The organism is Duncaniella muris (genome assembly GCF_003024805.1).
Taxonomy (GTDB): domain Bacteria; phylum Bacteroidota; class Bacteroidia; order Bacteroidales; family Muribaculaceae; genus Duncaniella; species Duncaniella muris.
The window spans coordinates 49,927-74,185 of sequence record NZ_PUEC01000007.1 but is presented as its reverse complement, the minus strand read 5'-3'; the positions used below and the strand labels follow the sequence as shown (position 1 = coordinate 74,185).

General features: G+C 46.7%; 28 protein-coding genes. All 28 read left to right on the top strand.

Annotation, left to right across the window (positions count from 1 at the left end):
• Positions 1–58 precede the first annotated feature (58 nt).
• The 28 genes from C5O23_RS04485 to traM all read left to right on the top strand — a co-directional run bounded on the left by C5O23_RS04485 (position 59) and on the right by traM (position 24,259).
• Positions 59–424, top strand: a complete 366-nt coding sequence (locus C5O23_RS04485; RefSeq protein ID WP_107031750.1) for a VOC family protein — start codon at positions 59–61, stop codon at positions 422–424.
• A 161-nt stretch (positions 425–585) separates the two neighbouring features.
• Positions 586–1,935, top strand: a complete 1,350-nt coding sequence (locus tag C5O23_RS04480) for an MATE family efflux transporter (protein ID WP_107031749.1) — start codon at positions 586–588, stop codon at positions 1,933–1,935.
• A gap of 28 nt (positions 1,936–1,963) precedes the next feature.
• Complete coding sequence (locus C5O23_RS04475; RefSeq protein ID WP_107031748.1) at positions 1,964–2,815, top strand: AraC family transcriptional regulator; 852 nt, start codon at positions 1,964–1,966, stop codon at positions 2,813–2,815.
• A complete protein-coding gene (locus C5O23_RS04470) occupies positions 2,799–3,374 on the top strand; it encodes a Crp/Fnr family transcriptional regulator (RefSeq protein ID WP_107031747.1) in 576 nt (191 codons plus the stop codon). The genes C5O23_RS04475 and C5O23_RS04470 overlap by 17 nt, the downstream gene beginning before the upstream one ends.
• A 135-nt stretch (positions 3,375–3,509) precedes the next feature.
• On the top strand, positions 3,510–4,763 hold the full coding sequence (locus C5O23_RS04465) for a condensation domain-containing protein (protein WP_240597659.1): 1,254 nt from the start codon (positions 3,510–3,512) through the stop codon (positions 4,761–4,763).
• A gap of 181 nt (positions 4,764–4,944) precedes the next feature.
• On the top strand, positions 4,945–5,310 hold the full coding sequence (locus C5O23_RS04460; RefSeq protein WP_107031780.1) for a BlaI/MecI/CopY family transcriptional regulator: 366 nt from the start codon (positions 4,945–4,947) through the stop codon (positions 5,308–5,310).
• 2 nt (positions 5,311–5,312) lie between these two features.
• Entirely contained in the window at positions 5,313–6,671 is a 1,359-nt protein-coding gene (locus C5O23_RS04455) for a M56 family metallopeptidase (RefSeq protein WP_107031745.1), read from the top strand.
• A gap of 106 nt (positions 6,672–6,777) precedes the next feature.
• The gene (locus C5O23_RS04450) at positions 6,778–7,110 is read left to right on the top strand and encodes a hypothetical protein (RefSeq protein ID WP_107031744.1); all 333 of its coding nucleotides are present in this window, start codon (positions 6,778–6,780) and stop codon (positions 7,108–7,110) included.
• Positions 7,107–7,451: a DUF3795 domain-containing protein gene (locus tag C5O23_RS14515; RefSeq protein ID WP_107031743.1), complete on the top strand. Its 345-nt coding sequence runs from the start codon at positions 7,107–7,109 to the stop codon at positions 7,449–7,451. Before C5O23_RS04450 ends, C5O23_RS14515 begins: the two co-directional genes overlap by 4 nt.
• A 1-nt stretch (position 7,452) precedes the next feature.
• Complete coding sequence (locus C5O23_RS04440; protein ID WP_107031742.1) at positions 7,453–7,872, top strand: META domain-containing protein; 420 nt, start codon at positions 7,453–7,455, stop codon at positions 7,870–7,872.
• Between the two features lie 210 nt (positions 7,873–8,082).
• Positions 8,083–8,814, top strand: coding sequence for a hypothetical protein (locus C5O23_RS04435; protein ID WP_107031741.1), 732 nt, complete (start codon positions 8,083–8,085; stop codon positions 8,812–8,814).
• Between the two features lie 171 nt (positions 8,815–8,985).
• The gene (locus C5O23_RS04430) at positions 8,986–9,360 is read left to right on the top strand and encodes a helix-turn-helix domain-containing protein (protein ID WP_458692840.1); all 375 of its coding nucleotides are present in this window, start codon (positions 8,986–8,988) and stop codon (positions 9,358–9,360) included.
• A complete protein-coding gene (locus tag C5O23_RS04425; RefSeq protein WP_107031739.1) occupies positions 9,338–10,438 on the top strand; it encodes an AAA family ATPase in 1,101 nt (366 codons plus the stop codon). The genes C5O23_RS04430 and C5O23_RS04425 overlap by 23 nt, the downstream gene beginning before the upstream one ends.
• Before the next feature lie 39 nt (positions 10,439–10,477).
• The gene (locus C5O23_RS04420) at positions 10,478–11,365 is read left to right on the top strand and encodes a toprim domain-containing protein (protein ID WP_107031738.1); all 888 of its coding nucleotides are present in this window, start codon (positions 10,478–10,480) and stop codon (positions 11,363–11,365) included.
• Between the two features lie 243 nt (positions 11,366–11,608).
• On the top strand, positions 11,609–12,055 hold the full coding sequence (locus tag C5O23_RS04415; protein ID WP_107031737.1) for a hypothetical protein: 447 nt from the start codon (positions 11,609–11,611) through the stop codon (positions 12,053–12,055).
• 1 nt (position 12,056) lies between these two features.
• Positions 12,057–12,383: a DUF4134 domain-containing protein gene (locus C5O23_RS04410; RefSeq protein ID WP_107031736.1), complete on the top strand. Its 327-nt coding sequence runs from the start codon at positions 12,057–12,059 to the stop codon at positions 12,381–12,383.
• A 54-nt stretch (positions 12,384–12,437) separates the two neighbouring features.
• The gene (locus C5O23_RS04405) at positions 12,438–12,815 is read left to right on the top strand and encodes a DUF4134 domain-containing protein (protein WP_008669756.1); all 378 of its coding nucleotides are present in this window, start codon (positions 12,438–12,440) and stop codon (positions 12,813–12,815) included.
• Positions 12,816–12,830: 15 nt separating this feature from the next.
• Positions 12,831–13,127: a DUF4133 domain-containing protein gene (locus C5O23_RS04400; protein WP_004320446.1), complete on the top strand. Its 297-nt coding sequence runs from the start codon at positions 12,831–12,833 to the stop codon at positions 13,125–13,127.
• A 111-nt stretch (positions 13,128–13,238) separates the two neighbouring features.
• Positions 13,239–15,947 carry a TraG/VirB4 family ATPase gene (locus C5O23_RS04395; protein ID WP_107031735.1) on the top strand — a complete coding sequence of 903 codons (2,709 nt, stop codon included), beginning with the start codon at positions 13,239–13,241 and terminating at the stop codon, positions 15,945–15,947.
• An 11-nt stretch (positions 15,948–15,958) separates the two neighbouring features.
• Positions 15,959–18,505, top strand: a complete 2,547-nt coding sequence (locus C5O23_RS04390) for a GumC domain-containing protein (RefSeq protein WP_107031734.1) — start codon at positions 15,959–15,961, stop codon at positions 18,503–18,505.
• Positions 18,502–19,227, top strand: a complete 726-nt coding sequence (locus C5O23_RS04385; protein ID WP_107031733.1) for a hypothetical protein — start codon at positions 18,502–18,504, stop codon at positions 19,225–19,227. The genes C5O23_RS04390 and C5O23_RS04385 overlap by 4 nt, the downstream gene beginning before the upstream one ends.
• Before the next feature lie 18 nt (positions 19,228–19,245).
• Complete coding sequence (locus C5O23_RS04380; protein ID WP_107031732.1) at positions 19,246–20,013, top strand: DUF5045 domain-containing protein; 768 nt, start codon at positions 19,246–19,248, stop codon at positions 20,011–20,013.
• A 12-nt stretch (positions 20,014–20,025) separates the two neighbouring features.
• Positions 20,026–21,159: a membrane protein gene (locus C5O23_RS04375; protein WP_008645383.1), complete on the top strand. Its 1,134-nt coding sequence runs from the start codon at positions 20,026–20,028 to the stop codon at positions 21,157–21,159.
• 41 nt (positions 21,160–21,200) lie between these two features.
• Positions 21,201–21,596, top strand: coding sequence for a hypothetical protein (locus C5O23_RS04370; protein ID WP_107031731.1), 396 nt, complete (start codon positions 21,201–21,203; stop codon positions 21,594–21,596).
• Between the two features lie 3 nt (positions 21,597–21,599).
• Entirely contained in the window at positions 21,600–22,214 is a 615-nt protein-coding gene (gene traK / locus C5O23_RS04365) for a conjugative transposon protein TraK (protein ID WP_107031730.1), read from the top strand.
• A gap of 12 nt (positions 22,215–22,226) precedes the next feature.
• Entirely contained in the window at positions 22,227–22,607 is a 381-nt protein-coding gene (locus C5O23_RS04360; protein ID WP_004301338.1) for a hypothetical protein, read from the top strand.
• A 10-nt stretch (positions 22,608–22,617) separates the two neighbouring features.
• Entirely contained in the window at positions 22,618–23,100 is a 483-nt protein-coding gene (locus C5O23_RS04355; protein ID WP_008669741.1) for a DNA N-6-adenine-methyltransferase, read from the top strand.
• A 7-nt stretch (positions 23,101–23,107) separates the two neighbouring features.
• Positions 23,108–24,259 carry a conjugative transposon protein TraM gene (gene traM, locus C5O23_RS04350; RefSeq protein WP_005680011.1) on the top strand — a complete coding sequence of 384 codons (1,152 nt, stop codon included), beginning with the start codon at positions 23,108–23,110 and terminating at the stop codon, positions 24,257–24,259.

Below are 24,259 nucleotides of genomic sequence, written 5' to 3'. Positions count from 1 at the left end.
TATCATAGGCTGTCGTGTCGCTGTAACTTTGCAGCGTACTAATAAAATAACAATAAGTATGATTGCATTTTTTGAAATTCCCACCAATGACTTCGACAAGTCGGTGGCATTTTATCAGGCACTCTTTGGTGAGGAGCTGGAGGTGTCGCAATTCGGCGACGAGAGAATGGCGTGTCTAATGAAAGACGGAAAAAGCGTGTGTTCTATCTCATCCGCGCCTTCGTTCCCCGGTTTTGGACCGTCCGAAGGAGGCGTACTGGTATATCTCAAAGCAAAGGACTTGGATGCCGATGTGAAAACGGCGATTGACAACGACGCAACACTCGTCACTCCCAAGACCAAGATTCAAGTGGATGGCTGGGGCTATTTCGCCATCATTGCAGATCCTGTCGGCAACCGCATCGGACTTTACGGCGATAAGTAAGTCATTGTAAATCGGGTCATTTTAGTTGGGATCGCCATTGGGTTATCCCAACTATTGAAAAATGCTGTATTGTAAGATGTCATGTAAAAAGCAGCAATGTCGTTTTTATACAATTTAATATAGGTCAAGTGAAGTAACTTTGCCGGATAAATGAAGTTAGTATGAATATTTCCTATATATCAATTTATAAAACCAGCTTACCTGTATTTGTTAGTTTATTAATGGAATACTTGATAGGTTTTACTGATACAGCTTATTTAGGTAGGGTTGGAGAAACCGAATTGGCGGCATCGGCTATCGCCAGCACTTATTACCTGATTATATATATGATTGGATTTGGGTTCAGCATCGGAACTCAAATCTTGATAGCTCAATATAATGGAAACAGGCAGTATAAGGAAGCAGGGAAAATTCTTTCTCAAGGAACACTTTTTTTGTTAATGTTAGCGATAATGATAATATTGATTACTTCTATAATTTCGCCTATTATATTAAGGTCGATTATAGATTCTGAATCCGTATTCCAAACAGTTATGCTCTATCTTGACTGGAGAATCTATGGTTTCTTGTTTTCTTTTACAATTATCATGTTTAGAGCCTTTTATATCGGAATAATACACACATCTGCACTAATGCTCAATTCCATAACGATGGTAGCAGTCAATGTTATTCTAAATTATATCTTAATATTTGGAGCATTAGGTTTTCCAGCATTAGGAATTTCCGGAGCAGCCATTGCATCTGTCATTTCCGAAGCTGTCGCAGCAATTTATTTCATGATATATACCCAAAAGAATGCAAGCACGTGCAAATATAGAGTCAAATGGCGATTTGCCATAGATTGTAGAGTATTAAAAAAGATACTCTCTGTTTCTGTTTTGATGATGCTGCAAAATGGGTTAGTATTTGGCAGTTGGTTCGTTTTTTTTATCACAATAGAGCATTTCGGGGAAAGGTCACTGGCGATTACTAATGTTGTTAGAAACATTTCGTCTTTCCTTTTTCTTTTCGTACAAGCATCTGCATCTGTTGTCAGTTCATTAGTTGGGAATCTCATAGGAGAAGATAAAAGCAGCCCTTTCCTATATGTATGCAAAAAAGTAATGCTTTTATGTTACATGATTATTTTGCCAATAATAGTGCTGTTCGCTCTTTTCCCAGAATCTATTTTACGGATTTATAGTGACAATACTGCATTGGTGTTTGATGCGATACCTACATTAAAGGTTATGCTCACCTCTTACTTGATAGCTGTACCTACATTCGTATTTTTTAGTGCAGTCTCTGGAATAGGCCATGCTAAGGCATCTCTATTGATAGCATTTATGTCTTTATCTATATACATAGCGTATGTGGGAATAATTAGTCATTTTAGTTCAAGTGTTCCACTATTGTGGACATCGGAACATATTTACTTTTTGAGTGTGTTTATACTTTCTATCTATCATATTCATCATTGGTTTATCGGAATTAACAGTCAAGGCAAAAAAATAATCACTAATATTCCTTAGAATCATAGTTTATACCGACATTTGTAATATGTATAAAGAATATTCGCCATGTAGCTTATTAGCTCCTTTTATAGATCGCTATTGGGAATATAAAGGAGAAACAAGAAGTGGAATGAAATTCAACATTCCACCTCATGGTTGTTCCGACTTTGTTTTCAACGTGGGGAATGCCACAGACTGCACCAGTAGTGACCTGATAATGAGACCGTATCATTCCTATTTTTTCGGTCCAATGAATACATTTACGGAATTGGTCACTCAGAAAAACTTCATTCATATTATAGGGGTACGTTTTCAGCCGTGCGGACTTTCTCGATTCATAAAGATCCCACTTTCCCAATTTATGAATCAAGGATTAGACAGTCACGAGTTCCCTGCTCTGTTTAGTCAATCTTTTATATATCAACTCTCTGAAAATCAAAATCCGATTGGTTGTATTGAACATGAATTGGTTAGACAACTGTACAAAAACAGCATGGGCACAGAAAAGCAAATATCTCATGTTGTTTCCTTGATTCGCAGACAGAAAGGAATTGTTTCGATTAAGGAATTGGCAACAGAAGTATGCTTATGCCTAAGACAATTTGAGCGCAAGTTTAAGTTTTATACAGGTTATTCCCCAAAAGAATATAGTCGAATTGTTCAGTTTTGGAATGCTATACATCTTTTGAAACCTAATACTTCATTCAATAATCTTTTGTTTGTTGCTATCCAAGCGGGATATTATGATGCTTCTCATTTATATAGAGAGGTAAAAAGGTTTTCTGGTCATACTCCTAAGGCATTTCTTACACTCCCTATGAAGGAAAAAGTAGAAGTGCTACATTTTGAATGTATAGAAATAAACAGAAAAGATAAAGTATATGAACGGATTAATTAATCTTCTATGTAGTTTGAATATAAACAATGCAGATGTGCTCGAATACACCAAGCGTCTGAAAAACATCCAAATCAAGAAAGGTGAACATTTTCAGATGCAGGGCTGTCCGGTCAGATACATGGGATATGTAGATTCCGGGAAATTTAGATATTACAAAATAGACAAAGAAGGTAATGAACGTACCCTTTGGTTCAATAAATCTTTTCCGTTTATCGGAGATTACCATTCGTTCTTGAAAAGAACAAATGCTGAACTTTGTATTCAAGCAATGGAGGATTATGAGATTGTTTTGTTTAATTACGAACAGATGATGGAATTATTCGACACGAATATAGATACGCAAAAGTTAAGGACGACCATTGCGGAGCGTTCTATGTTTGGTTGGCGTAATATTGCTTTAGCACTGTATTTCGATACCGCTGAGGAAAGATACATTGAATTATTAAACGATTATCCAGACATAGAAAAAGAGATTCCCTTAAAACACATCGCATCCACTTTGGGCATTTCTCCCGAAACGCTAAGTAGAATAAGAAAAAAGTTAGATAAAAATCCATAGGATTGACATAAGTCAAGAATTGATAGTTTCGGTCTCTTTACCTTTGCAGGATTAATCAAGATAAAGAGCATGCAAACTAATATTCGAATATTTACGGAACGTCACCTTCTGCGTAATCCGTCACTTACGGTTCTGATGAAACTAAGCGTTGACGGTCACTTGGATGAATTACGTTTTAAAAATACATTGCTTAAATTAAGAAGCGTTCACTCGCTACTTTATTCATCCATTTGCATGAATAATGAGGGAGAGGCATTTTATCAGGAAAACACTGTTCATCAGCTCGAATTGCATTTTATTAAAAGTGAACATTCAAATCAATGGCTGGAAATTGCCGAGTCCGAGAATAAAAAGCCTTTTAATTGCGAAACAGGTCCACTCATACGTTTTTTTGTATTCTACACTGAGACTGGTTTTGATATTCTGGCTGTATGTCATCATCTATTAGGTGACGGTAACGCTATTGCAAGATTATTGAGGGATGTAGTGTTTGTTTATGCTGGAAATAATTTGCCCTTAAAAGAACAACAGCTCATCTCAAAACAAAGTGATTTTCCACAAAAAGCTAAACTTTCTTTTCCTGTAAAATTGCTTCTGCGTTCACTAAATTCAAAGTGGTCTAAAGGTCAGCAGCAACGTTTTGGTGAAGCGGAATACCGGGAGATGTTCAATAAGTACCATCAGTTAACAGATATTGCTTTGTCGTACTCAACCATAAACAAAGTTGATATGAACTCTTTGTACAATGCTTGTAAAATACACGGCATAACAATAAATGATGCAATTGTTACGGCATTTATTGGAGCTATGCAAGAAACATTCATCAATAACAAAAAAATGGTAGTCGGGATTCCGATAGATATACGGAAACAACTTTCGTTTTCAGCAGACAGCAGCTTAGGCAATTTTGCTTCGGCCATTACAATTGCATATAAGTATAATCCTAAAAAAGACTTTTGGCAAAATGCTATTCATATAAAGAAGAAAATCAAATCTAAAATGGATTCAACCAGAGCGCAATGGCTTATACTAAATGCCTATGCATCTATGAATCCTTTACTTATTGATGCGATGTATTTTGCTGCTTATGGGGAGTGTGATGATAAAGTCGCGAAAAAGGTTGCTTCAATGTTTTCAATTGACAATCCTTCATCTACGGCTGTATCTAACCTGGGACGATTGAACTTTGATACTCAGATAGGTTCTTATAGCATTCGTGATTTGGTATTCTTTGCGCCCAAAGCTCCGGGCAGTTACATTGTTCTTGGAGTTGCCACATTAAATGGCACTATGCAAATTGGATATAGTTATGACCGAAAAATAATATCTTCTGAAATTGTGAATGATCTAAAATCAAATATGTTGGCTCTACTTTTAAGGCCTAAATAAGACCTTGAGTCTAATATTGGTAGCTTGTTCATCAGTGACTTAATAGTCGCACGCAATTCGCTTTTTGGAAAAATCACAGCATTTTCGACTGAAATTATTTTGTTGTCTAAAATATTTAGACTATTTTTGCGTTATCAATACGTCTAATTTATTTAGACCACTAATAAAAATGAATATTGATATGAAACCATTAACAGAACGAGAGGAATATGTGATGAACTACTTCTGGGACAGAGGTGCACTTTCTGTCAGGGAGGTTGTTGAACTTCATGATGAGCCGCGTCCAAGTCGGACCACGGTTGCAACCTTTGTAAAGTTCCTTGAACAAAAGGGGTATCTTGAACATCGGGCTGAAAATAATGGATTTGTATATATTCCAATAATACAACGTAATGAGTATTGCGGTCACAATCTGCGCAATGTTATAAGGAGATATTTTGATAATTCTATACATAATGTTGTAAATTTCCTTATTAACAATGAATATTGCAGTGATGAAGACGCAAAGGAACTCATTGCACAAATTACTAATCGCAAAAATAAATAGCTATGACAGGCAGTTTATTGGCATATTCCCTTTTGGCAAGCACACTATTAACTGTGGTGTGGGTGGTATATAAATGTACTATTGCCAATGCGGGATGTTTTCGCTTCAACAGGATATTTCTCTTGTTGAGCATAATCATAGCCTTTATTTTGCCTCCTTTTATTCTTAAACCCGAACGCATAGTTGATATAGATTCTAAGAATATAGTATTAGATCTAAATACTACTGAAATTGTAAATGTAACTCAGACTGTAACGGAACATATAATGCCCGTCTGGAATTATATTGTCACGTTGTATTTGATTGGAATTGGTGCGATGATTATCTATTTCTTAGTATCGTTAGTGCGATTATTGCTTTTCATTATACAGGGAGAACATATCAAAAGTGATGGAAATCATATCGTATTGCATCGACATAATAGCGTTGCTCCTTTTGCGTGGGGCGGATACATAATGATGCCACGAAAAGACTGGTATGAATATGGTGCAATGATAGTTCGGCATGAGAAAGCACATGTGGAATGTCACCATTGGATTGATCTATTGATGATACAAGCTGCTATTATCATAACATGGTATTGTCCTGCAATATGGCTTTTACGCAATGAACTTCATACCCTCCACGAATATGAAGCTGACAGCCGTGTGCTCGCTTCAGGTATTAAACGAGAGGAATATCAAATGTTTTTAATAAAAAAGACAGTTGGAGCAAGGTTCGCAACTCTTTCCAACTGTCTGAATCACAGTTCACTTAAAAAACGTATAACTATGATGTTATCAAGCAAACCGACAGGCATAGCCCGTGTGCGTGCTTTTGTCATGGTGCCAGCATTGGCACTTGCAGTAGCAGGTCTGACAACCCCCGCGGTGTCAGCAGTGATTAACGATGCGTCTTCCGCTACACCGGTGGACAATATCCACTACAAAGTTACGGAAAAATCTGATGAATCAATCCAAATCACGGAAAGAAACTCAGATGTTGTGGTAACCGAAAAGGCTGATGCACCCGGAACCCTTCAGTTCATCAAGACTGAAACCGCGCCTAACTTTCCCGGCGGCAAGGACAAATTGAGAGCTTTCATCAACAAAAACATAAAATTCCCTGAAACTGCCTATAAAGACGGTGTTCTTAACATGGATGCAGTTGTGCAACTCACTATTGCTAAAGACGGAATGGTGAAAGATGCCAAAATAGTGAAAAGCTCCGGAAAGACACTTGATGGCGAAGCCCTTCGTGTGGCGCGTATGCTTCCACAATTCCACCCTGGACTCAATAAGGGTCTGCCCGCAGAATCGAGCTACACTTTGGAGTTTAATTACTATATCTGCAATGAATATTGGTCTTCCAACGGTAAATAAGTTCAAGGAAATAAATACCAATAGTACAATTGGATCTTAATCTGATGCAGGAGTATGTCGCATTACATAAAATGCGACATCTCCTGTATCATAAAATATAATAACAATGGAATTAGTATTTACAATCTTTGTCGGAGTAGTTATCGGAGCCGTTGATGCACTCCCGATGTTTCTCAAAAAAATGGATAAGGCAAACTGTTGGTCTGCTTTCGTCCAGTATGTGGTGGTAACTTTCATTATATTCAACACCACACTTCCACAGTTGAATGTCAGCAACTTTTTATCTGGTCCGATTGTATCAGTCTTAATGGCTCTGCCTATGGTGGTTATGATTGCCAAGAACGAAAAGAAAGCTGTTCCGATTGTGCTTGTCAATGCGGTTGTTTTAGGGTTGCTCATAGCGGTAATCAAGCATTTCAGTGCATCGTGGTTTGTATGAAACAGATAATAGCGACTTCTGATAGCATCGCTGCTTGTGGTTTATACTGTGGTGCTTGTCGCAAATTCTTGTCCGGAAAATGTCCCGGATGCAAGAATAACGAGAAAGCATCGTGGTGTAAAATCCGCCAATGTTGCATAAGCAAAGGTTATCATACCTGTGCCGAATGTGAGCGTGACGTAAGAGAATGTAAAATCTATTCCAACTTTATAAGCAAAGTGTTTGCGTTGCTCTTCAATTCTGACCGTCCGGCATGTATTAGCTATATAAGGGCACATGGAGAGATTGCGTATGCAAAAGAAATGAGCATAAGAAAATGTCAAACCATAAAACGCAAATAATATGAAATTAGTGTATTTGATAATTTTGTCATTATCTATAATGCTGTTCTCCTGCGATAAGCATTCCTGTTTTGAACTCTATGGCAAATGGCGGATTATAGAGTATAAATGTATCGCTACTTCTTGTCCAATAGGTCTTTCACAAGTCGCAGATGGGGGTGATTATTCACTTGAATTTGGTAATCAAGGAATCATAACCTGCAATACCGGCTGCAATTTGGGGTCCAGTAGATATACCGTTAATGGTAGTAAATTGACATTCTCGGAAACAACATTTACGGAAAAGGCTTGTGAAGATATACTTATGGAAGAAAGTGTGAAGCACATTCTTCCCGTAATAAAAGCTTTTGAGATCAAGAATGATTCTGTCTTGTTTCTGAAAGACGCAGACAGTCATATATTGATGAAACTTACAAAATAATTGATGTATCCTAATATAGCCATCAGTGTTGATACGTCGTCATTCGATTATACGACATGGTTTTATTTTCAATCGTAAAAATAATGGTTCACTACGCTTTTTTAATATAGTAATCATAAACAAGTAAATTAACATGAAAGAACAAAGTAAAAAGTCTTCTCTTTTTTTGAAGGGAAGCAACACCTAACCCACTTTGCTACTGAACAGGATGTGGCAGAAGAATTATTTGAGTTACTCTCCGAAGCGAGAGAACTCTATCTTCAGGATGTAATTGCAGATGGCAAGCGGTATAGCCGCTATGTGGATGACTTCATCAACAGCCACCGTTACATAAACTGCAATAGTGTGGTTTGCCGAAATTGCCACGAGATGAACATCCACATCGCCAAAGGGCTTCTGACCGAATGTGCTCATCTTATCCAGTCTCTTTTTGTTGCCGCCGACTTTTCCTTTGAGAAGTGCATGGAGCTGCGGTGGCACTATAATCGGTCGGAACCGTTGCCGCCACCAGTCAAGCATCGTGCCGATGGGGAGACAAAAGCCCCGCCGCTTTCTTTCGGCTGCAATTTCACCCAAGAACAGATGACAGGTATTGTGTCTTGTGCCAATACTTATCATCTGTTTTGCGTTTCAGAGGTTTGCATCGAGGATATGGAAGCTCTCTTTTCCTGTAAAGAAGGCTTTCATATCCGAGTGAACAACCTCCGTCATGTAGTTATCCTTTTCGATGCACTTCTCGAAAATTCCTTCATCCAATCCCGCTGGCAGTCTGTTCTGGACAAAGGGCGGTTCCTGCAATCCAAGGACGGCACACGGTTCATTACCGCTTCCAATCTTTCATCGGCACTCTCCGCTGTCAGAAACAACAAGACAGCGGTCATCTACAGTATCAGACGAGCCATCAGCCAGTTGAAAGAAAGTGTGAATAAATCCACCATGTGAAAGATAAAAGAGTGAGAGTTAGAATGATACTTGCATAGTATCACGCCGATAATTCTCACTCCTTTATCGGCATATCATACCTTTGTCCTCCGTTATCAGCACGTCGATAACGGAGGCACAATCCTATTGTCAAACTTTAATTAAAAACATATGCCGAACAGACTAACTTTCATGGAGCGGATGAGCGAACGGATCACCGCCCTTGAATCGGTTCTTAAAAAGCTGGAACCGGTTGAAAATATCTTGGAACGGATGGATTTGTTGGAGAAAAGCATTTATTCGACAAAACGGGTCTTTACGTTTCAGGATGCCTGTATGTATATCGGGGTTTCCGACAGTATGCTGTACAAACTCACGGCGAACAAAGAGATTCCGCATTACAAGCCGCGTGGCAAAATGATTTACTTTGCCAAGGAAGAACTGGATGAATGGCTTTTACAGAACCATGAACCGACTGCAGACGATGCCATACGCATGGCGACCGAAACTGCAACGACACAACCATTCTTAAAACAAAGACGCTATGGAAAACGAAAGAAGGACTGATTATAACACAGGTGCAGGACTTGAGGAACATAAGTTGCTGGATATTCTTGCCGCTTCCCAGATCAGGGCGACCGATACCTACGAAACGCCCCCGCAAATCATCTGGATAGACAATTCAACGATAGCCACGCTTGGCAATTTCAGTGCTTCGACCGGTAAGGCCAAGTCGAAAAAGACATTCAATGTCTCGGCACTTGTCGCCGCATCGTTGGCAGGGCGACAGGTATTGAATTACCGGGCGCATCTGCCCGAAGGAAAGCGCAGAATCTTGTACGTTGATACGGAACAAAGCCGTTTTCACTGTCATACGGTCTTGGAACGCATCTTACGACTGGCAGGACTGCCCACGAAAACCGATAACGAGAACCTCGACTTCATTTGTCTAAGAGAATATACTCCGGCGGTACGTATTGAAGTCATTGACTATGCCCTACGTCAGAACAAAGGCTACGGTCTGGTCATCATCGACGGCATCCGCGACCTGATGCTCGACATCAATAATGCCGGTGAATCGGTGGAAGTCATCAACAAGATGATGGAGTGGTCTTCCCTGTATGATCTGCATATCCATTGTGTGCTCCATCTTAACAAAGGGGACAACAATGTACGGGGGCATATCGGCACGGAGATGAGCAATAAGGCGGAAACCGTATTGGTCATCAGCAAAAGCAATGACAACCCAAACATCAGCGAGGTCCACGCATTGCATATCCGCGAAAAAGAGTTCAAGCCCTTTGCTTTTACCGTTGATGACAACGGATTGCCTGTCATGGCTGAAAACCATTCGTTCAACGGGGAAATCAAACATAAATCCCGGATGAGTTTCATGGACTTATCCATAGAGCAGCACCGGGAAGCCCTTGCCGCCGCTTTTGGAGACAAGCCCATCAAAGGATTCGAGAATGTATTGGAAGCTCTCATGGCTTCCTATGCCGCTATCGGGTTCAAACGGGGTCGAAGTGTCATGGTAAAGTTGCTGCAATACCTGACCGACAATCTTAAACTTATTATCAAGCGGGATAAGCTATTTTATAATGACATGACACCTACCGAGGTCATGCTTTTCGATGAAGAATGAGACTGCGGCAAATCTGTCTCGGATATAACTGAAAGAAAAATGACCATAGCAGAAGCAAAACAAGTGCGTATCGTGGATTTTCTGGCACAGCTCGGCCACCATGCACAGCATATAAAGTCGGAACAATACTGGTACTTCTCACCGTTACGGAACGAGCGTACCCCGTCGTTCAAGGTAAATGACCGAATCAATGAATGGTACGATTTCGGTGAGGCGACCGGCGGCGACCTGGTGGAACTGGTAAAATACATTTGCCGGACGGACAGCGTAAGCGAGGCATTGGCGTATATCGAGAGGCTTGTAAATGGCGCATCACTACCGAGAACCCGTATGCCGACCGCTCCTCCCCGACCGGTGGAGGCTGAAATGAAAGACGTGATTGTGATTCCACTCCGTCATCACGCCCTGTTCTCTTACCTCCAATCCCGGCTTATAGATTCGGACATCAGCCGTATGTATTGCAAGGAGGTGCATTACGAACTGCGAGGCCATCATTACTTTGCTCTCGCATTCGGCAATATCTCAGGCGGTTACGAGGTGCGCAACGCCTATTACAAGGGATGCCTGAACAACAAGGACATCTCATTGATAAGACATCTAACAGAAGAGACACAGGAAAACGTCTGTGTCTTCGAGGGATTCATGGATTTTCTTTCTTATATGACACTGAAACTGGCAGGCGACCGGACGGTCTGTCTTGCCATACCATGCGACTACCTCGTGATGAACTCGGTAAACAATTTGAAAAAGACGCTGGCACGTTTACAGGAGTATTCGGACATTCACTGTTATCTCGACAATGACCTTGCCGGGCAGAGAACCACAGAGACCATTGCCGGGATGTATGGCGGACGTGTCAGCGATGAATCCTGCCACTATGCGGAATACAAAGACCTGAACGACTACCTGCGCGGAAAGAAACGCTGATATTCAATGTTCTCTTTTGCCACCTAAAGCTCTCCACCACGAGGGCTTTTTTTATGCCCCGATTTCTCCATTTCCCTCCATGGAGACTGCAATATAGTACGATTTAATAGTTCGATTTTTGAAACTTACACAAATCTCATTAACGAAATAGATGTTTAATGCTCAATTATTTTATGGTTTTATATTTCGTGCGTTTCTTTGCAAAATCATACTAATACAAATTTTAATATTCATACTAAATACATGAACTCATATTTCATTTTTGCCATTGTCCTGACGGTTGCCTACATCATTTACTACGCCGTCATCATAGCGCATGATCTCTACGGGAAAAAGGGAACGGACAAACCGGACGAGGAGGTTTTCGACCTCGGCGCACCGGACGAGGAAGAGAGTGTGGCTGTCACGGAAAGCGAGACCGGCTTCAGTATCGGTAGCGAGAACTACGATACGGAAAGTACGGCTACCTCTTCCGAAACATCCCCTGAGGAGGACGTCAAGGACAAACAGGGAACGGCGCAGGAGAAGCTGGAACGCCTGAAGGCCGAGGCGGAGGAACAGATGGAAGATACCACGCCTTACCTGTCGGACGCACGCACGTCGGAGGAGATGTACAAGGCTATGATTTCCAAGGGACGGTTAGACAACCGACCGGAAATAAAGTGGAACCCAATTCAAGACCGGTTGTGAGATGTCGAAAGCTAAAAAGATTCTATGTGCGCTGTGCCTCCCGTTCCCCTACACGACTTTTGCCAAAAGCGGCAGCGTGAACTATAGCTGGGGAGCGGACGCGTTGGCCACGATGCACGACTTCGTGGTGACGATGATGCTCTATGTCCAGTATATCTGTTGCGCTATCGCCGGAGTTTACGTCATCGTGTCCGTCTGTCAGATATACATCAAGATGAACACGGGCGAGGACGGCATCACCAAGTCGATAATGACGCTTGTAGGTGCGTGCCTGTTCCTGATCGGGGCATTCTATGTTTTCCCGGCTTTCTTCGGCTACCGCATATAACCTTACTTGTATCAGGTCGCAGACAAATAAAGTATTCACTAAAAAAGTAAACGTATGTTTCAGAAAACCAAACAACTGTGCCGCAAGGCATTCGGATTCGTCAACAGAATCCCCACCAAAGTAATGATGTTCTCTTTCATGCTGCTGTCCGGCATGGTGGCGAAAGCGCAGAACTCCGCAGGCGACTATTCCGCCGGTACGAGCGCATTATCCACTGTCGCGGAGGAGATTGCCAAGTATGTGCCTATTATGGTGAAATTGTGCTACGCCATTGCCGGCGTTGTGGCCATCGTGGGTGCAATCTCGGTATATATCGCCATGAACAACGAGGAGCAGGACGTCAAGAAGAAGATCATGATGGTCGTGGGAGCCTGTATCTTCCTCATTGCGGCGGCCAAGGCGTTGCCTCTGTTCTTCGGTATTGCCGCTTAAACATCAAGGATAAGTATGAAAGGCAAGGACGAACGCTATCCGGACTACCCGCTGTTCAAGGGACTGCAACGGCCTCTTGAGTTTTTGGGCATCCAAGGCCGGTATATATATTGGGCGGCGGTGACGACGTGCGGAGCCATTGTCGGCTTTGTCGCCGCCTACTGCCTGCTCGGTTTCATTGCCGGGCTTGTCGTGCTGGCAGCCGTCGTATCGGCCGGTATCGTGCTCATCCTCCTCAAACAGCGGAAAGGACTGCATAGCAAGAAGGTCGTTCCGGGTGTGTATGTGTATGCCCACTCGCGCAAGATCTGACGAAAGAAAAACCATCACGGCAATGTGCATGGCTTTATTGATTGTTGAACGCGGGTGGGTTTGTCTTGAAGCAAGGCGAACCTGCCCCTATTTAATTACACGTATATCGAAATGACCCTATACATCATTTTATGTTTTGTCGCTTTGTGCGCGGGTATGGCCTTGTCGGTCTATGCGTTCGGTACGGGCGGCAAGCGCAAGCGAATCTTTCAGGACATCTATTTCTCGGCGGAGGAAACGGACGGTGTGGGTGTGCTGTACACCAAGACCGGCGAATATTCCGCCGTACTTAAGATAGAGAATCCGGTACAGAAATATTCGGCGGACATTGACAGTTACTACGACTTCACACACTTGTTCACCGCCCTTGCGCAGACGTTGGGCGAAGGGTACGCCATCCACAAGCAGGACATCTTCGTCAGGAAACAGTTTGCGAGCGAACCGACTGACGGTCAGGAGTTCCTGTCTTCATCCTATTTTCGTTATTTCAAGGGACGTCCTTACACGGACAGCCTTTGCTACCTGACCATCACGCAAGAGGCGAAGAAAAGCCGTCTGTTCTCGTTCGATAGCAAAAAGTGGCGCGACTTCCTTGTGAAAATCCGTAAAGTGCACGACCAGTTACGTGACGGCGGCGTACAGGCCAGATTCCTGAACAAAGCCGAAGCGAGCGAGTACGTCGATCGTTACTTCGCCATGAACTTCAAAGACCGCACCGTGTCGATGACGAACTTCAAGGCGGACGATGAAACCGTGTCGATGGGCGACAAACGCTGCAAGGTGTACAGCCTTGTGGATGTGGACTGCGCCGCACTGCCCTCGATGATACGTCCGTACACGAATATCGAGGTCAACAACACGGAAATGCCCGTCGATTTGGTGTCGGTGGTGGACAGCATCCCGAACGCCGAGACAGTGGTCTATAACCAAATCATCTTCCTGCCCAACCAGAAGCGTGAGCTGTCGCTGCTCGACAAAAAGAAGAACCGCCACGCGAGCATTCCCAATCCGAACAACCAGATGGCGGTCGAGGACATCAAGCGTGTGCAGGAAGTCATCGCCCGTGAGAGCAAGCAACTGGTATATACACACTTCAACATGGTGGTGGCCGTGTCTGCCGGTGCAGACCTGCAAAAGTGTACGAACCACTTGGAAAACGCTTTCGGGCGTATGGGTATCCATATCAGCAAGCGGGCATACAACCAACTGGAACTGTTCGTCGGTTCGTTTCCGGGCAACTGCTACACGCTCAATGAGGAATACGACCGTTTCCTGACCCTTTCCGATGCGGCGATGTGCCTGATGTACAAGGAGCGTGTGCTGCACAGCGAGGAAACGCCGCTGAAGATTTACTACACCGACCGTCAGGGCGTGCCGGTGGCTATCGACATCACGGGAAAAGAGGGAAAGAATAAACTGACTGATAATTCCAATTTTTTCTGTTTGGGGCCTTCGGGCAGCGGCAAGAGTTTTCATATGAACTCGGTCGTGCGCCAGCTCCATGAGCAGGGAACGGATGTGGTGATGGTCGATACGGGGAACTCATACGAGGGACTGTGCGAGTATCTGGGCGGCAAGTATATCTCCTATACCGAGGAACGGCCTATTACGATGAATCCGTTTCGCATCAACCGGGAGGAATACAATATCGAGAAGATAGACTTCCTCAAGAACCTTATCCTGATGATTTGGAAAGGGTCGGACAGCCAGATTCCCGAAATCGAGTTCCGCATTGTCGAGCAGATAATCATAGACTACTATGATGCCTATTTCAACGGATTTACAAGATACACCGACGAGCAACGGGAGGTACTGCTGAAAAACCTGTTTGCGGCGGCCAGCCGAAAGAACCCAAACAAACCACCCAGAGAGGTGGATGAGATGGTGCGCAAACAGATAGAGGTGCTTGAGGCACGGCGGGCGGCTCTCAAAGTGTCGGAACTGAACTTCAACTCATTCTTTGACTACTCATTCGACCGTCTGGAGCAGATCTGCACCGAAAATGACATCACGACAATCAGCTACTCGACCTATTCGACCATGCTGCAGCCGTTCTACAAGGGAGGCGCGTATGAGAAGATTCTCAATGAGAATGTGGATTCGGCACTGTTTGACGAGACATTCATCGTCTTTGAAGTGGATGCAATCAAGGAAAACAAGAAACTGTTTCCCATTGTCACACTGATTATCATGGACGTGTTCCTGCAGAAAATGCGCATCAAGAAGAACCGTAAAGTCCTTGTCATCGAAGAGGCGTGGAAGGCCATTGCCAGCCCGCTCATGGCGGAATACATCAAGTTCATGTACAAGACCGCCCGTAAGTTTTGGGCTTCTGTCGGCGTGGTGACGCAGGAGATACAGGACATCATCGGCAGCGAAATCGTGAAGGAGGCCATCATCAACAACTCGGACGTGGTGATGCTGCTTGACCAGAGCAAGTTCAAGGAACGCTTTGACGAAATCCGAAAGATTCTTGGTCTGACCGAGGTGGATTGCAAGAAGATATTTACCATCAACCGCTTGGAGAACAAGGATGGGCGCAGCTTCTTCCGCGAAGTGTTTATCCGTCGGGGGACGACCAGCGGCGTGTACGGCGTGGAAGAGCCGCACGAGTGCTACATGACCTACACGACCGAACGGGCGGAAAAGGAGGCACTGAAGCTTTACAAGAAGGAACTTCGGTGCAGCCATCAGGAAGCTATCGAGGCATATTGCCGGGACTGGGATGCCAGCGGTATCGGGAAGTCCCTGCCTTTTGCACAAAAAGTAAACGAGACGGGGCGTGTGCTCAACCTCCGTCCCGTGCATGAATCCAAATAAACATTGCAGCCATGAAACGACTACTCCTTATCCTGACCATCGCCTCGGTCACACTCTGCCAGACGGTTCACGCCCAGTATTACAGCGTGAACTACGACACCCGTACCGTTGCGGCGATGGTGGCCGCCTTCGGTACGGAAGCGGTCGCCGAAGGGTACTACCGGGAGCAGGTCGATGACGTCCTCAAGCACTACACGGCAGCGGAGGTCGCTACCGCCGGGATATTCGCGGCCAAGTTCTTGGAGCATAAAGCCCTGAGCGACCTCGGCATCTGGAACAGCCGTACGGAAAACTACTACTACCGGCGCATCTACCGGATGGTGGCGGAGAAAATCATGCCCAAGATATGGGTGGTGGCGAAGCAGATGCTCCATTCGCCGCAAACGGCTATCTATTGGGGCAGTTACCTGATGAAAGTCTGCGATGATACCAAAAGTCTGTGTATGCAGTTCGAGAGCGTGGTGACCAACAGCACGCTGACCTTTTCGGACATCGCCTTTCTCGAAATCAATCCGGAAATTGCCCCCTTGCTGAAACTCTCCGAAACGGGAAACATCGACTGGCAGCGGATGATGGACAACTTCGCCCGCATACCGGGCAACTTCACCCACGAGAACCTGAAAAGCGACCTCGACAACCTTTATAACATGGGGGTCGGCCTTGCAACGGCAGGCATTGCCAATCTTGGTGACGCCCTGTTGCAAAGCAGCTCGTTCCATGACCTGCTGGGTGGAAAGGTTGAAGAAATCGGCAACCTGTATGAACACTACGGGAGTCTATTCGAGCAGGCGGAACATGACATCGGCGGCTTGCTGATTGACATGGTGGGTGGTCCGGACAACGTGGCCGGTCTGTTCAACTTCAGCAACTACAACCTCACGGCATGGATGACCGACTACCTGGACGAAGCGATGGGGAACTATTACACGCAGCGGTGGTACATTGCCCGGCGTGACCAAGGGAGCGTATCGCTGTGCGACTACTATCCTCCGACGGACGACAACAGCATCCTGAACGGGGGCGCATGGGTGCGGTTCAACACGAGCGACCCGAATTTCTATCCTGATGCCTCGCAACGGGAACAGGTACTTGCCAACTCGGAAGGATATGCCGGTTGGTCAAGAAACCGCGTGCAGCAGTTGAACAACCAGAACGACGGGTTCAGCTACAGCATCAACTATTGGATGAGTGCCTATATCATCAGCAAGAAAAACAAGCAGACCAAAAAGGCATACGCATACGAAATCCATGTGAGCAAAAACTGGAACAAAGAAGAGGTCGTCTATGAGGAAGTCTTCGATTCCTACTCGATGGACTTGAACACGTTTCGGGCGCAACTGAATGTCCGGCTTGCGGAGTTCAACGAGAACGAGGACGGCTACACCTATTATATATCTTCCGGTGCGCGAAACTATTACCAAGCAACGGACGCAGCCAAATTGAAGGGATGCGAGAGCGTGACCATCAGCGTGACCTGTTCCGACGGGGTTACGCTCGGACAAGGCTCGACACAGTACAAGTGCCGCAAGTGCGGCAGCTCGTTGAATGCCCACACCAAGGAGTGCGCCATGCAGACCTCGGTGACGGAAAACGACCTCGACCTTTCGGAACTGGACGCGCTATTGAACGAGGCGAACAGCCAAGCGGCCAATATTGAAGCGCAAATCGGGGCATTGGAAAACGAGAACGCTGTCCTGCTGAAGAAAATCAGTACGGCGAGCATTGAGGATGCGACGACGTACCGGCAGCAGTACAACGCGAACAAGACACGGATAGACCGTCTGAAAGGCGAACTCGCGGAGTGGAAGAAGAAACAGTCCGACTATGCCCAAGCAAAGTCGGATGCCGCAGACGACAACAGCGTGGCGACGGATGACTATTACCGCATCCCTGCCATCATGCAGGACTGCAAGGCGGCATACGGTCTTACTTGGCAGGACGGCGGAGCATGGAACGGCTACTCGTATGTACGCAAGGCGACCATGCCGAATATCAACGGTATCATCACATTCAGGGCTACGGTCTCCATTGCCCGCAAGCCGAAATATTTTCTCGGCATAAAAATACACCGTACCATTATCCAAATCAAGTGGGAACTCACTTCGGAATATACGGACACACACGTCGCTGACGTGCTGACCCTTGATCCGGGACTTTCGGATGCGGAAAAGGCTAAACTGGTAAACGACCGGATAGCCGAAATCGCCCGTGAACATCCGTCCTGTAAAATCACGACGGAATACGCCCGCAGCGCACCGACGGAAGAAACACCATCAGGCGACGTGTACCATCTGCTGTGGTCAAGCGACCGCCTTGAGATAGCGCGAGAGGTGGACAGCAGAATCACCAAGATATATGCCGACTTGGTATCGCTGGAAAAGATGATGCACTACAAGCGGAGCATCCTTGACGTGATGAAGGATGTGCTGCCCGGACTGGACACGGACGAAGGCCGTAGGCTGACACTCGTGGAGGAATGCCATGACCGCTGGGTGGAGAATGCACGGACGCTTCGGAGCGGCAACAGCAGGAATAGCAGAAAGGAGGTACGGCCATGAAACGTACCATACAGATTGCCGTCGTGCTGTTCGCCCTGCTGCCCGGTATCGCCAAGGCGCAGTGGACTTTCGATATAGTCTCCGTCGAAGCCTACATCAACGACCACAAGAAGCAGCGCAGCCTGCTGTTGGCTCGTAGCACCTTGGAGTACAGCAACAAGCTGTTGCACGAGTACAGCTGTAAAGAAGTTGGGGACTATAAAGAGTTGAATATTGACCTTGACAAATACACCCGTGCGTTCGATGCCATCGACGTCATGTACCAGTCGTTGCGCACGGTGCTGAACGTCAAGAATACCTATACATCGGTCAGCGACCGTATCGGCGACTATAAATCGTTGTTGGAGGATTTCAATGCGAAGATCTTGAAACGTGGACGCATCGAATCCGCAGATACCCTGATTATCTCCATCAATGCGAGGGGGCTGAGGGCGATTGCCCGTGAGGGGGAACAGCTCTACAAGTCCGTGAGCGACCTCGTGCTGTATGCCACCGGAGCGGCCGCCTGCTCGACCTCCGACCTGCTGATGGTGTTGGAGGCCATCAACCGCTCATTGGACAACATCGAGCGGCATCTGAACCGGGCCTATTTCGAGACATGGCGGTACATTCAAGTGCGCATCGGCTATTGGAAAGCAAAGGTATATCGCTCCCGCACCATGCGGGAGATTCTCGATGACGCCTTCGGGCGTTGGCGCGGAGCCGGAAGACTGGATTATTAACGACAAAAAGAGAAGAATATGAACAGAAAACTATTACTCATGGCAGTGGCGGTCACCGTAACGACAGCCGTACACGCACAGTATGTAACGTACAACCATGATTCGCCGAAACAGAATCAGGTAACGGTCATGGAAACCGGTACGGGCGCACTCTCGCCCGACCTCTATTATTCCGTGCTGCACAACAAATACAAGAAGTCGGCGGCGGCCAAAAACAAGCTCTCGTTCCGCACACTTGCCGGTATCAATCTCTACAACCAGGTGGACGAAGCGGAAGCCATTGATTCGGCTTTGGTCAAGCGGGCGAAGGTCGAGGCGTTGAACGTTGCCGACCGGCAGGTGGACATCGCGTGGCTTGCCGAGGGCGATAAGGTCAGCAGACAGATGGAACGGTTCCGGCGCAACATCGACCGTATTCTCCTGTCCGGCGGTACTCCGGCCGACAAGGAACGGTGGACGGAATACTACCACGTCTATCAGTGCGCCATCAACGCCACGAAAGACGCCTATATGCCAAACGCCCAGCGAAAGAAGGAGTATCTGCGCATCTACGAGGATGTGGCACGGCAGAACGAGATTTTAGTGAGCTACCTCGCCAAGCGTCAGAACGCAACGGCAACAAGCACACTGCTGAACGCAACGGACAACCGTACCCTGCATAAGGGCGGCATTGTCCGCAATGCCATGAGCCGGTGGCAGGAATCACGCCTTGCGGTGTGTGGCTCGCAATCGGGCGGCAACGGAAACGGCGAAGATGACAACGAGAGTGTAAACAGAGGGAAATAAAAAGACAGGGCTATGGCAAACGGAGATATACTTTCGGATTTCGGCATCAACCTGTTGGAGGAGGAAATAGATGATGTCATCTTTCAGACCAACGAGTTTCTGACGGACGCGACTTTTACCGGTGCGCAGGGTCCTTTTTGGTGGATATTGCAGATGTGCATGGCACTCGCGGCACTGTTCTCCATCGTCATGGCGGCAGGTATCGCCTACAAGATGATGGTAAAGCACGAGCCGTTGGACGTTATGAAGCTGTTTAGGCCGCTTGCCGTGTCGATTATCATCTGCTGGTGGTATCCGCCTGCGGACACGGGTATGGCGGGGAGCCGGAACAACTGGTGTTTTCTGGACTTTCTGTCCTACATCCCGAATTGCATCGGGTCGTACACCCATGACTTGTACGAAGCTGAAGCTTCACAGATATCGGACAGGTTCGAGGAAGTTCAACAGCTCATCCATGTGCGTGACACGATGTACACGAACCTGCAGGCGCAGGCGGATGTCGCCCACACGGGCACATCCGATCCCAATCTGATAGAGGCGACAATGGAGCAGACCGGCGTGGACGAAGTGACGAGCATGGAAAAGGATGCGGCGAAGTTGTGGTTCACGTCTTTGACGGCAGGAGTCATCGTGGGGATAGACAAAATCATCATGTTGATTGCCCTCGTGGTGTTCCGAATCGGTTGGTGGGCAACGATTTACTGCCAACAAATCCTGTTGGGAATGCTGACGATTTTCGGACCGATACAGTGGGCGTTCAGCATCCTGCCGAAATGGGAAGGTGCTTGGGCGAAGTGGCTGACACGCTATCTGACGGTGCATTTCTACGGGGCGATGCTCTACTTCGTGGGCTTCTATGTGCTGCTGCTCTTTGACATTGTATTGTGCATCCAAATCGAGAACCTGACGGCGATAACCGCCAGCGAGCAGACGATGGCTGCCTACCTGCAAAACTCGTTCTTCTCGGCAGGCTACCTGATGGCGGCTTCGATTGTAGCCCTCAAGTGCCTGAACCTTGTTCCGGACTTGGCGGCATGGATGATACCGGAGGGCGACACGGCATTCTCTACCCGAAACTTCGGCGAGGGCGTGGCACAGCAGGCGAAGATGACGGCAACCGGAGGGTTGGGCGGCATCATGAGATAATCCGCAAAAGATAATATAAACCCAATAAAAATCATAATAACATGAAATTGCAAGAGAAAATCAAAAGTTGGTGCAAGGATGAGAAATTCATGTCCTTTGCGCAGGAACGAGCGAGAAAAGAGGTTTGCGAGGTGGCGGAAAACCACCGCATCGACCCGCAGTATGAAGAACTGGACGAAGCCTTCGAGTACGACGACCGGTACATCGCCCCCTTGGTGACGTACCTGACGTACAAGCTGCGTCTTGCCCTGCTGCAGCGGAACGCAGGTAAGCGCAAAAGAGGAATCTGGTGGGTGCTTGTCCACGTGGAGATGCAGGGCTATTACGTGGAGATATTCTCGGCGGAGTTCGAGAATCTTTTGACGGAACTTCTGGATGCGGTCATACCCATGCTGCACACGGAATATGTACAGATGTTGAACGGTAAAAGGGAATAACCGATGGTCATCAAGAATTTGGAAAACAAAATAAGACTGGTGGGCATCATCTGTACCGCTTTTCTCGTGGGATGTGTCATCATCAGCTTGTCAAGTATCTGGACAGCCCGGACGATGGTCTCGGATGCGCAGAAGAAGGTGTATGTGCTGGACGGCAACGTGCCTATCCTCGTGAACCGCACGACAATAGACGAAACGCTTGACGTGGAAGCCAAAAGCCATGTGGAAATGTTCCACCATTATTTTTTCACGTTACCGCCGGATGACAAATACATCCGCTATACGATGGAAAAAGCGATGTATCTGGTGGATGAGACGGGGTTGGCACAATACAACACGCTCAAGGAAAAGGGTTTCTACTCCAACATTTTGGGTACGAGTTCGGTGTTCTCCATCTATTGCGACAGCGTGGCTTTCAACAAGGAGAAGATGGAGTTCACTTACTACGGACGGCAACGCATTGAGCGGCGGAGCAACATCCTCATGCGGGAACTGGTCACGGCGGGGCAACTCAAGCGTGTGCCCCGAACAGAAAACAACCCGCACGGATTGCTTATCGTGAACTGGCGAACCCTGCTGAACAAGGACATCGAACAGAAAACGAAGATCAACTACTAAACAATGGAGTTTATGAATATCAAGGGATTCAGGCGGATGCTCTTCGGTGAAAAGATGCCGGACAAGAACGATCCGAAATACAAAGACCGTTACGAGCGGGAGGTGTCCGCCGGACGAAAGTTCGCCCAAGCGACACGCATTGACAAGGCTGCCGCCAAGGTGCAGGGATTCGCCAACGCACACCGGATACTTTTTCTGGTCATCGTCTTTGGTTTCGCTATCGGAGGGTTCACTTGGAACATCTATCGCATTACAATGGCATACCGCAACAGCCGGCCGACACGCACGGCGACGGAAATGCAGGATTCGGTGCTACGGGAAAGACACAAGAGGCTGCAAGGGGGTGAAATAAGGGAAAATCGGAACGAGAACAAGAAATATGAACCGCAATAAAGGAGTGCTTATGAATACACGATTTGAAAAATCAGTCCGCTCGTCGGACGAATGGTACACCCCGAAGGAGGTGTTGAAAGCGTTAGGCAGGTTCGACCTTGACCCTTGCGCCCCTGTCCGTCCGTTGTGGCCGACCGCCGAAGTCATGTATGACCGGAACATGGACGGATTGTCCCTGAAATGGGAAGGGCGTGTATGGCTCAATCCTCCGTACTCGCGTCCCCTTATCGAACAGTTTGTCCGAAAGCTGGCGGAACACGGCAACGGCATCGCGCTGTTGTTCAACCGTTGCGATTCCAAAATGTTTCAGGACGTCATTTTCGAGAAAGCGACGGGCATGAAATTCCTGCGCCACCGCATCCGGTTTTACCGCCCGGACGGAACACGCGGCGATTCTCCCGGTTGCGGCAGCATCCTGATCGCATTCGGAGTGGAAAACGCAGAAGTGCTGAAAAACTGCAGCATTGAAGGCAAGTATGTACAACTCAATTAAAAGATGTATGATGAAGATATTTGATAAAATCAATTTCAGGGAGCCGAAGTATATGCTTCCGGCTGTCCTGTATATCCCGCTTCTGGTTGCATCGTACTTCATCTTCGACCTGTTTCATACCGAAACGGCGGAGATTCCGGACAAGACGCTGCAGACAACGGAGTTTTTGAACCCCGATTTGCCGGATGCCCGGCTTAAAGGCGGTGACGGCATAGGCAGCAAGTACGAGAACATGGCCAAATCATGGGGTAAGATACAGGATTACTCCGCAGTGGATAACATAGAACGAGATGAACCCGATGACAACAAGGAAGAATATGAATCGCAATACACGGTGGACGACATCGCCTTGCTCGATGAGCAACAGCAGGAAAAGGCTGCGGCAGCGCAAATTGCCGATGCCAAGACACGCGAGCAAGAAGCTCTCGCGGAACTGGAGAAAGCCCTTGCCGAAGCAAGGTTGAGAGGACGCAATGAGGTATTACCAGCGACCGATACGGACAGTACCGCATCGGCGCAACCCCCGACGGCAACCATAGAGGTCAAGGGAAAAATAGAGGAAGAGAGCCGTTCGGTAAAAGCGCCGTCAGAGAACGAACCGCCCAGCGAAGTGGTACGCAAGGTAAAGACGGCTTCGGATTACTTCAATACGCTTGCGGTCAATGCCCGTGAACCGAAACTGATAAAGGCCATTATCGACGAGGACATCAAGGCGGTGGACGGCTCGCGTGTGCGGTTGCGTCTGCTCGACGACGTGGAGATCAACGAGTGCGTGGTCAAACGAGGGTCGTATCTGTATGCCACCATGAGCGGCTTCTCGTCGGGGCGTGTGAAGGGGAACATCACCAGCATTCTCATCGAGGACGAACTGGTGAAGGTCAGCCTGTCCCTTTACGACACGGACGGCATGGAAGGACTTTATGTACCGAACAGCCAGTTCCGGGAAACGAGCAAGGATGTGGCAAGCGGTGCGGTGTCGGGGAATCTGAACATGAATACCGGCAGTTACGGCAACAGTCTCTCGCAATGGGGAATGCAAGCCGCTACGAATGCCTATCAGAAAACGAGCAATGCCATCGGCAAAGCTATCAAAAAAAATAAGGTAAAGCTGAAATACGGCACTTTCGTCTATCTGGTGAACGGACGTGAGAAACAGTAA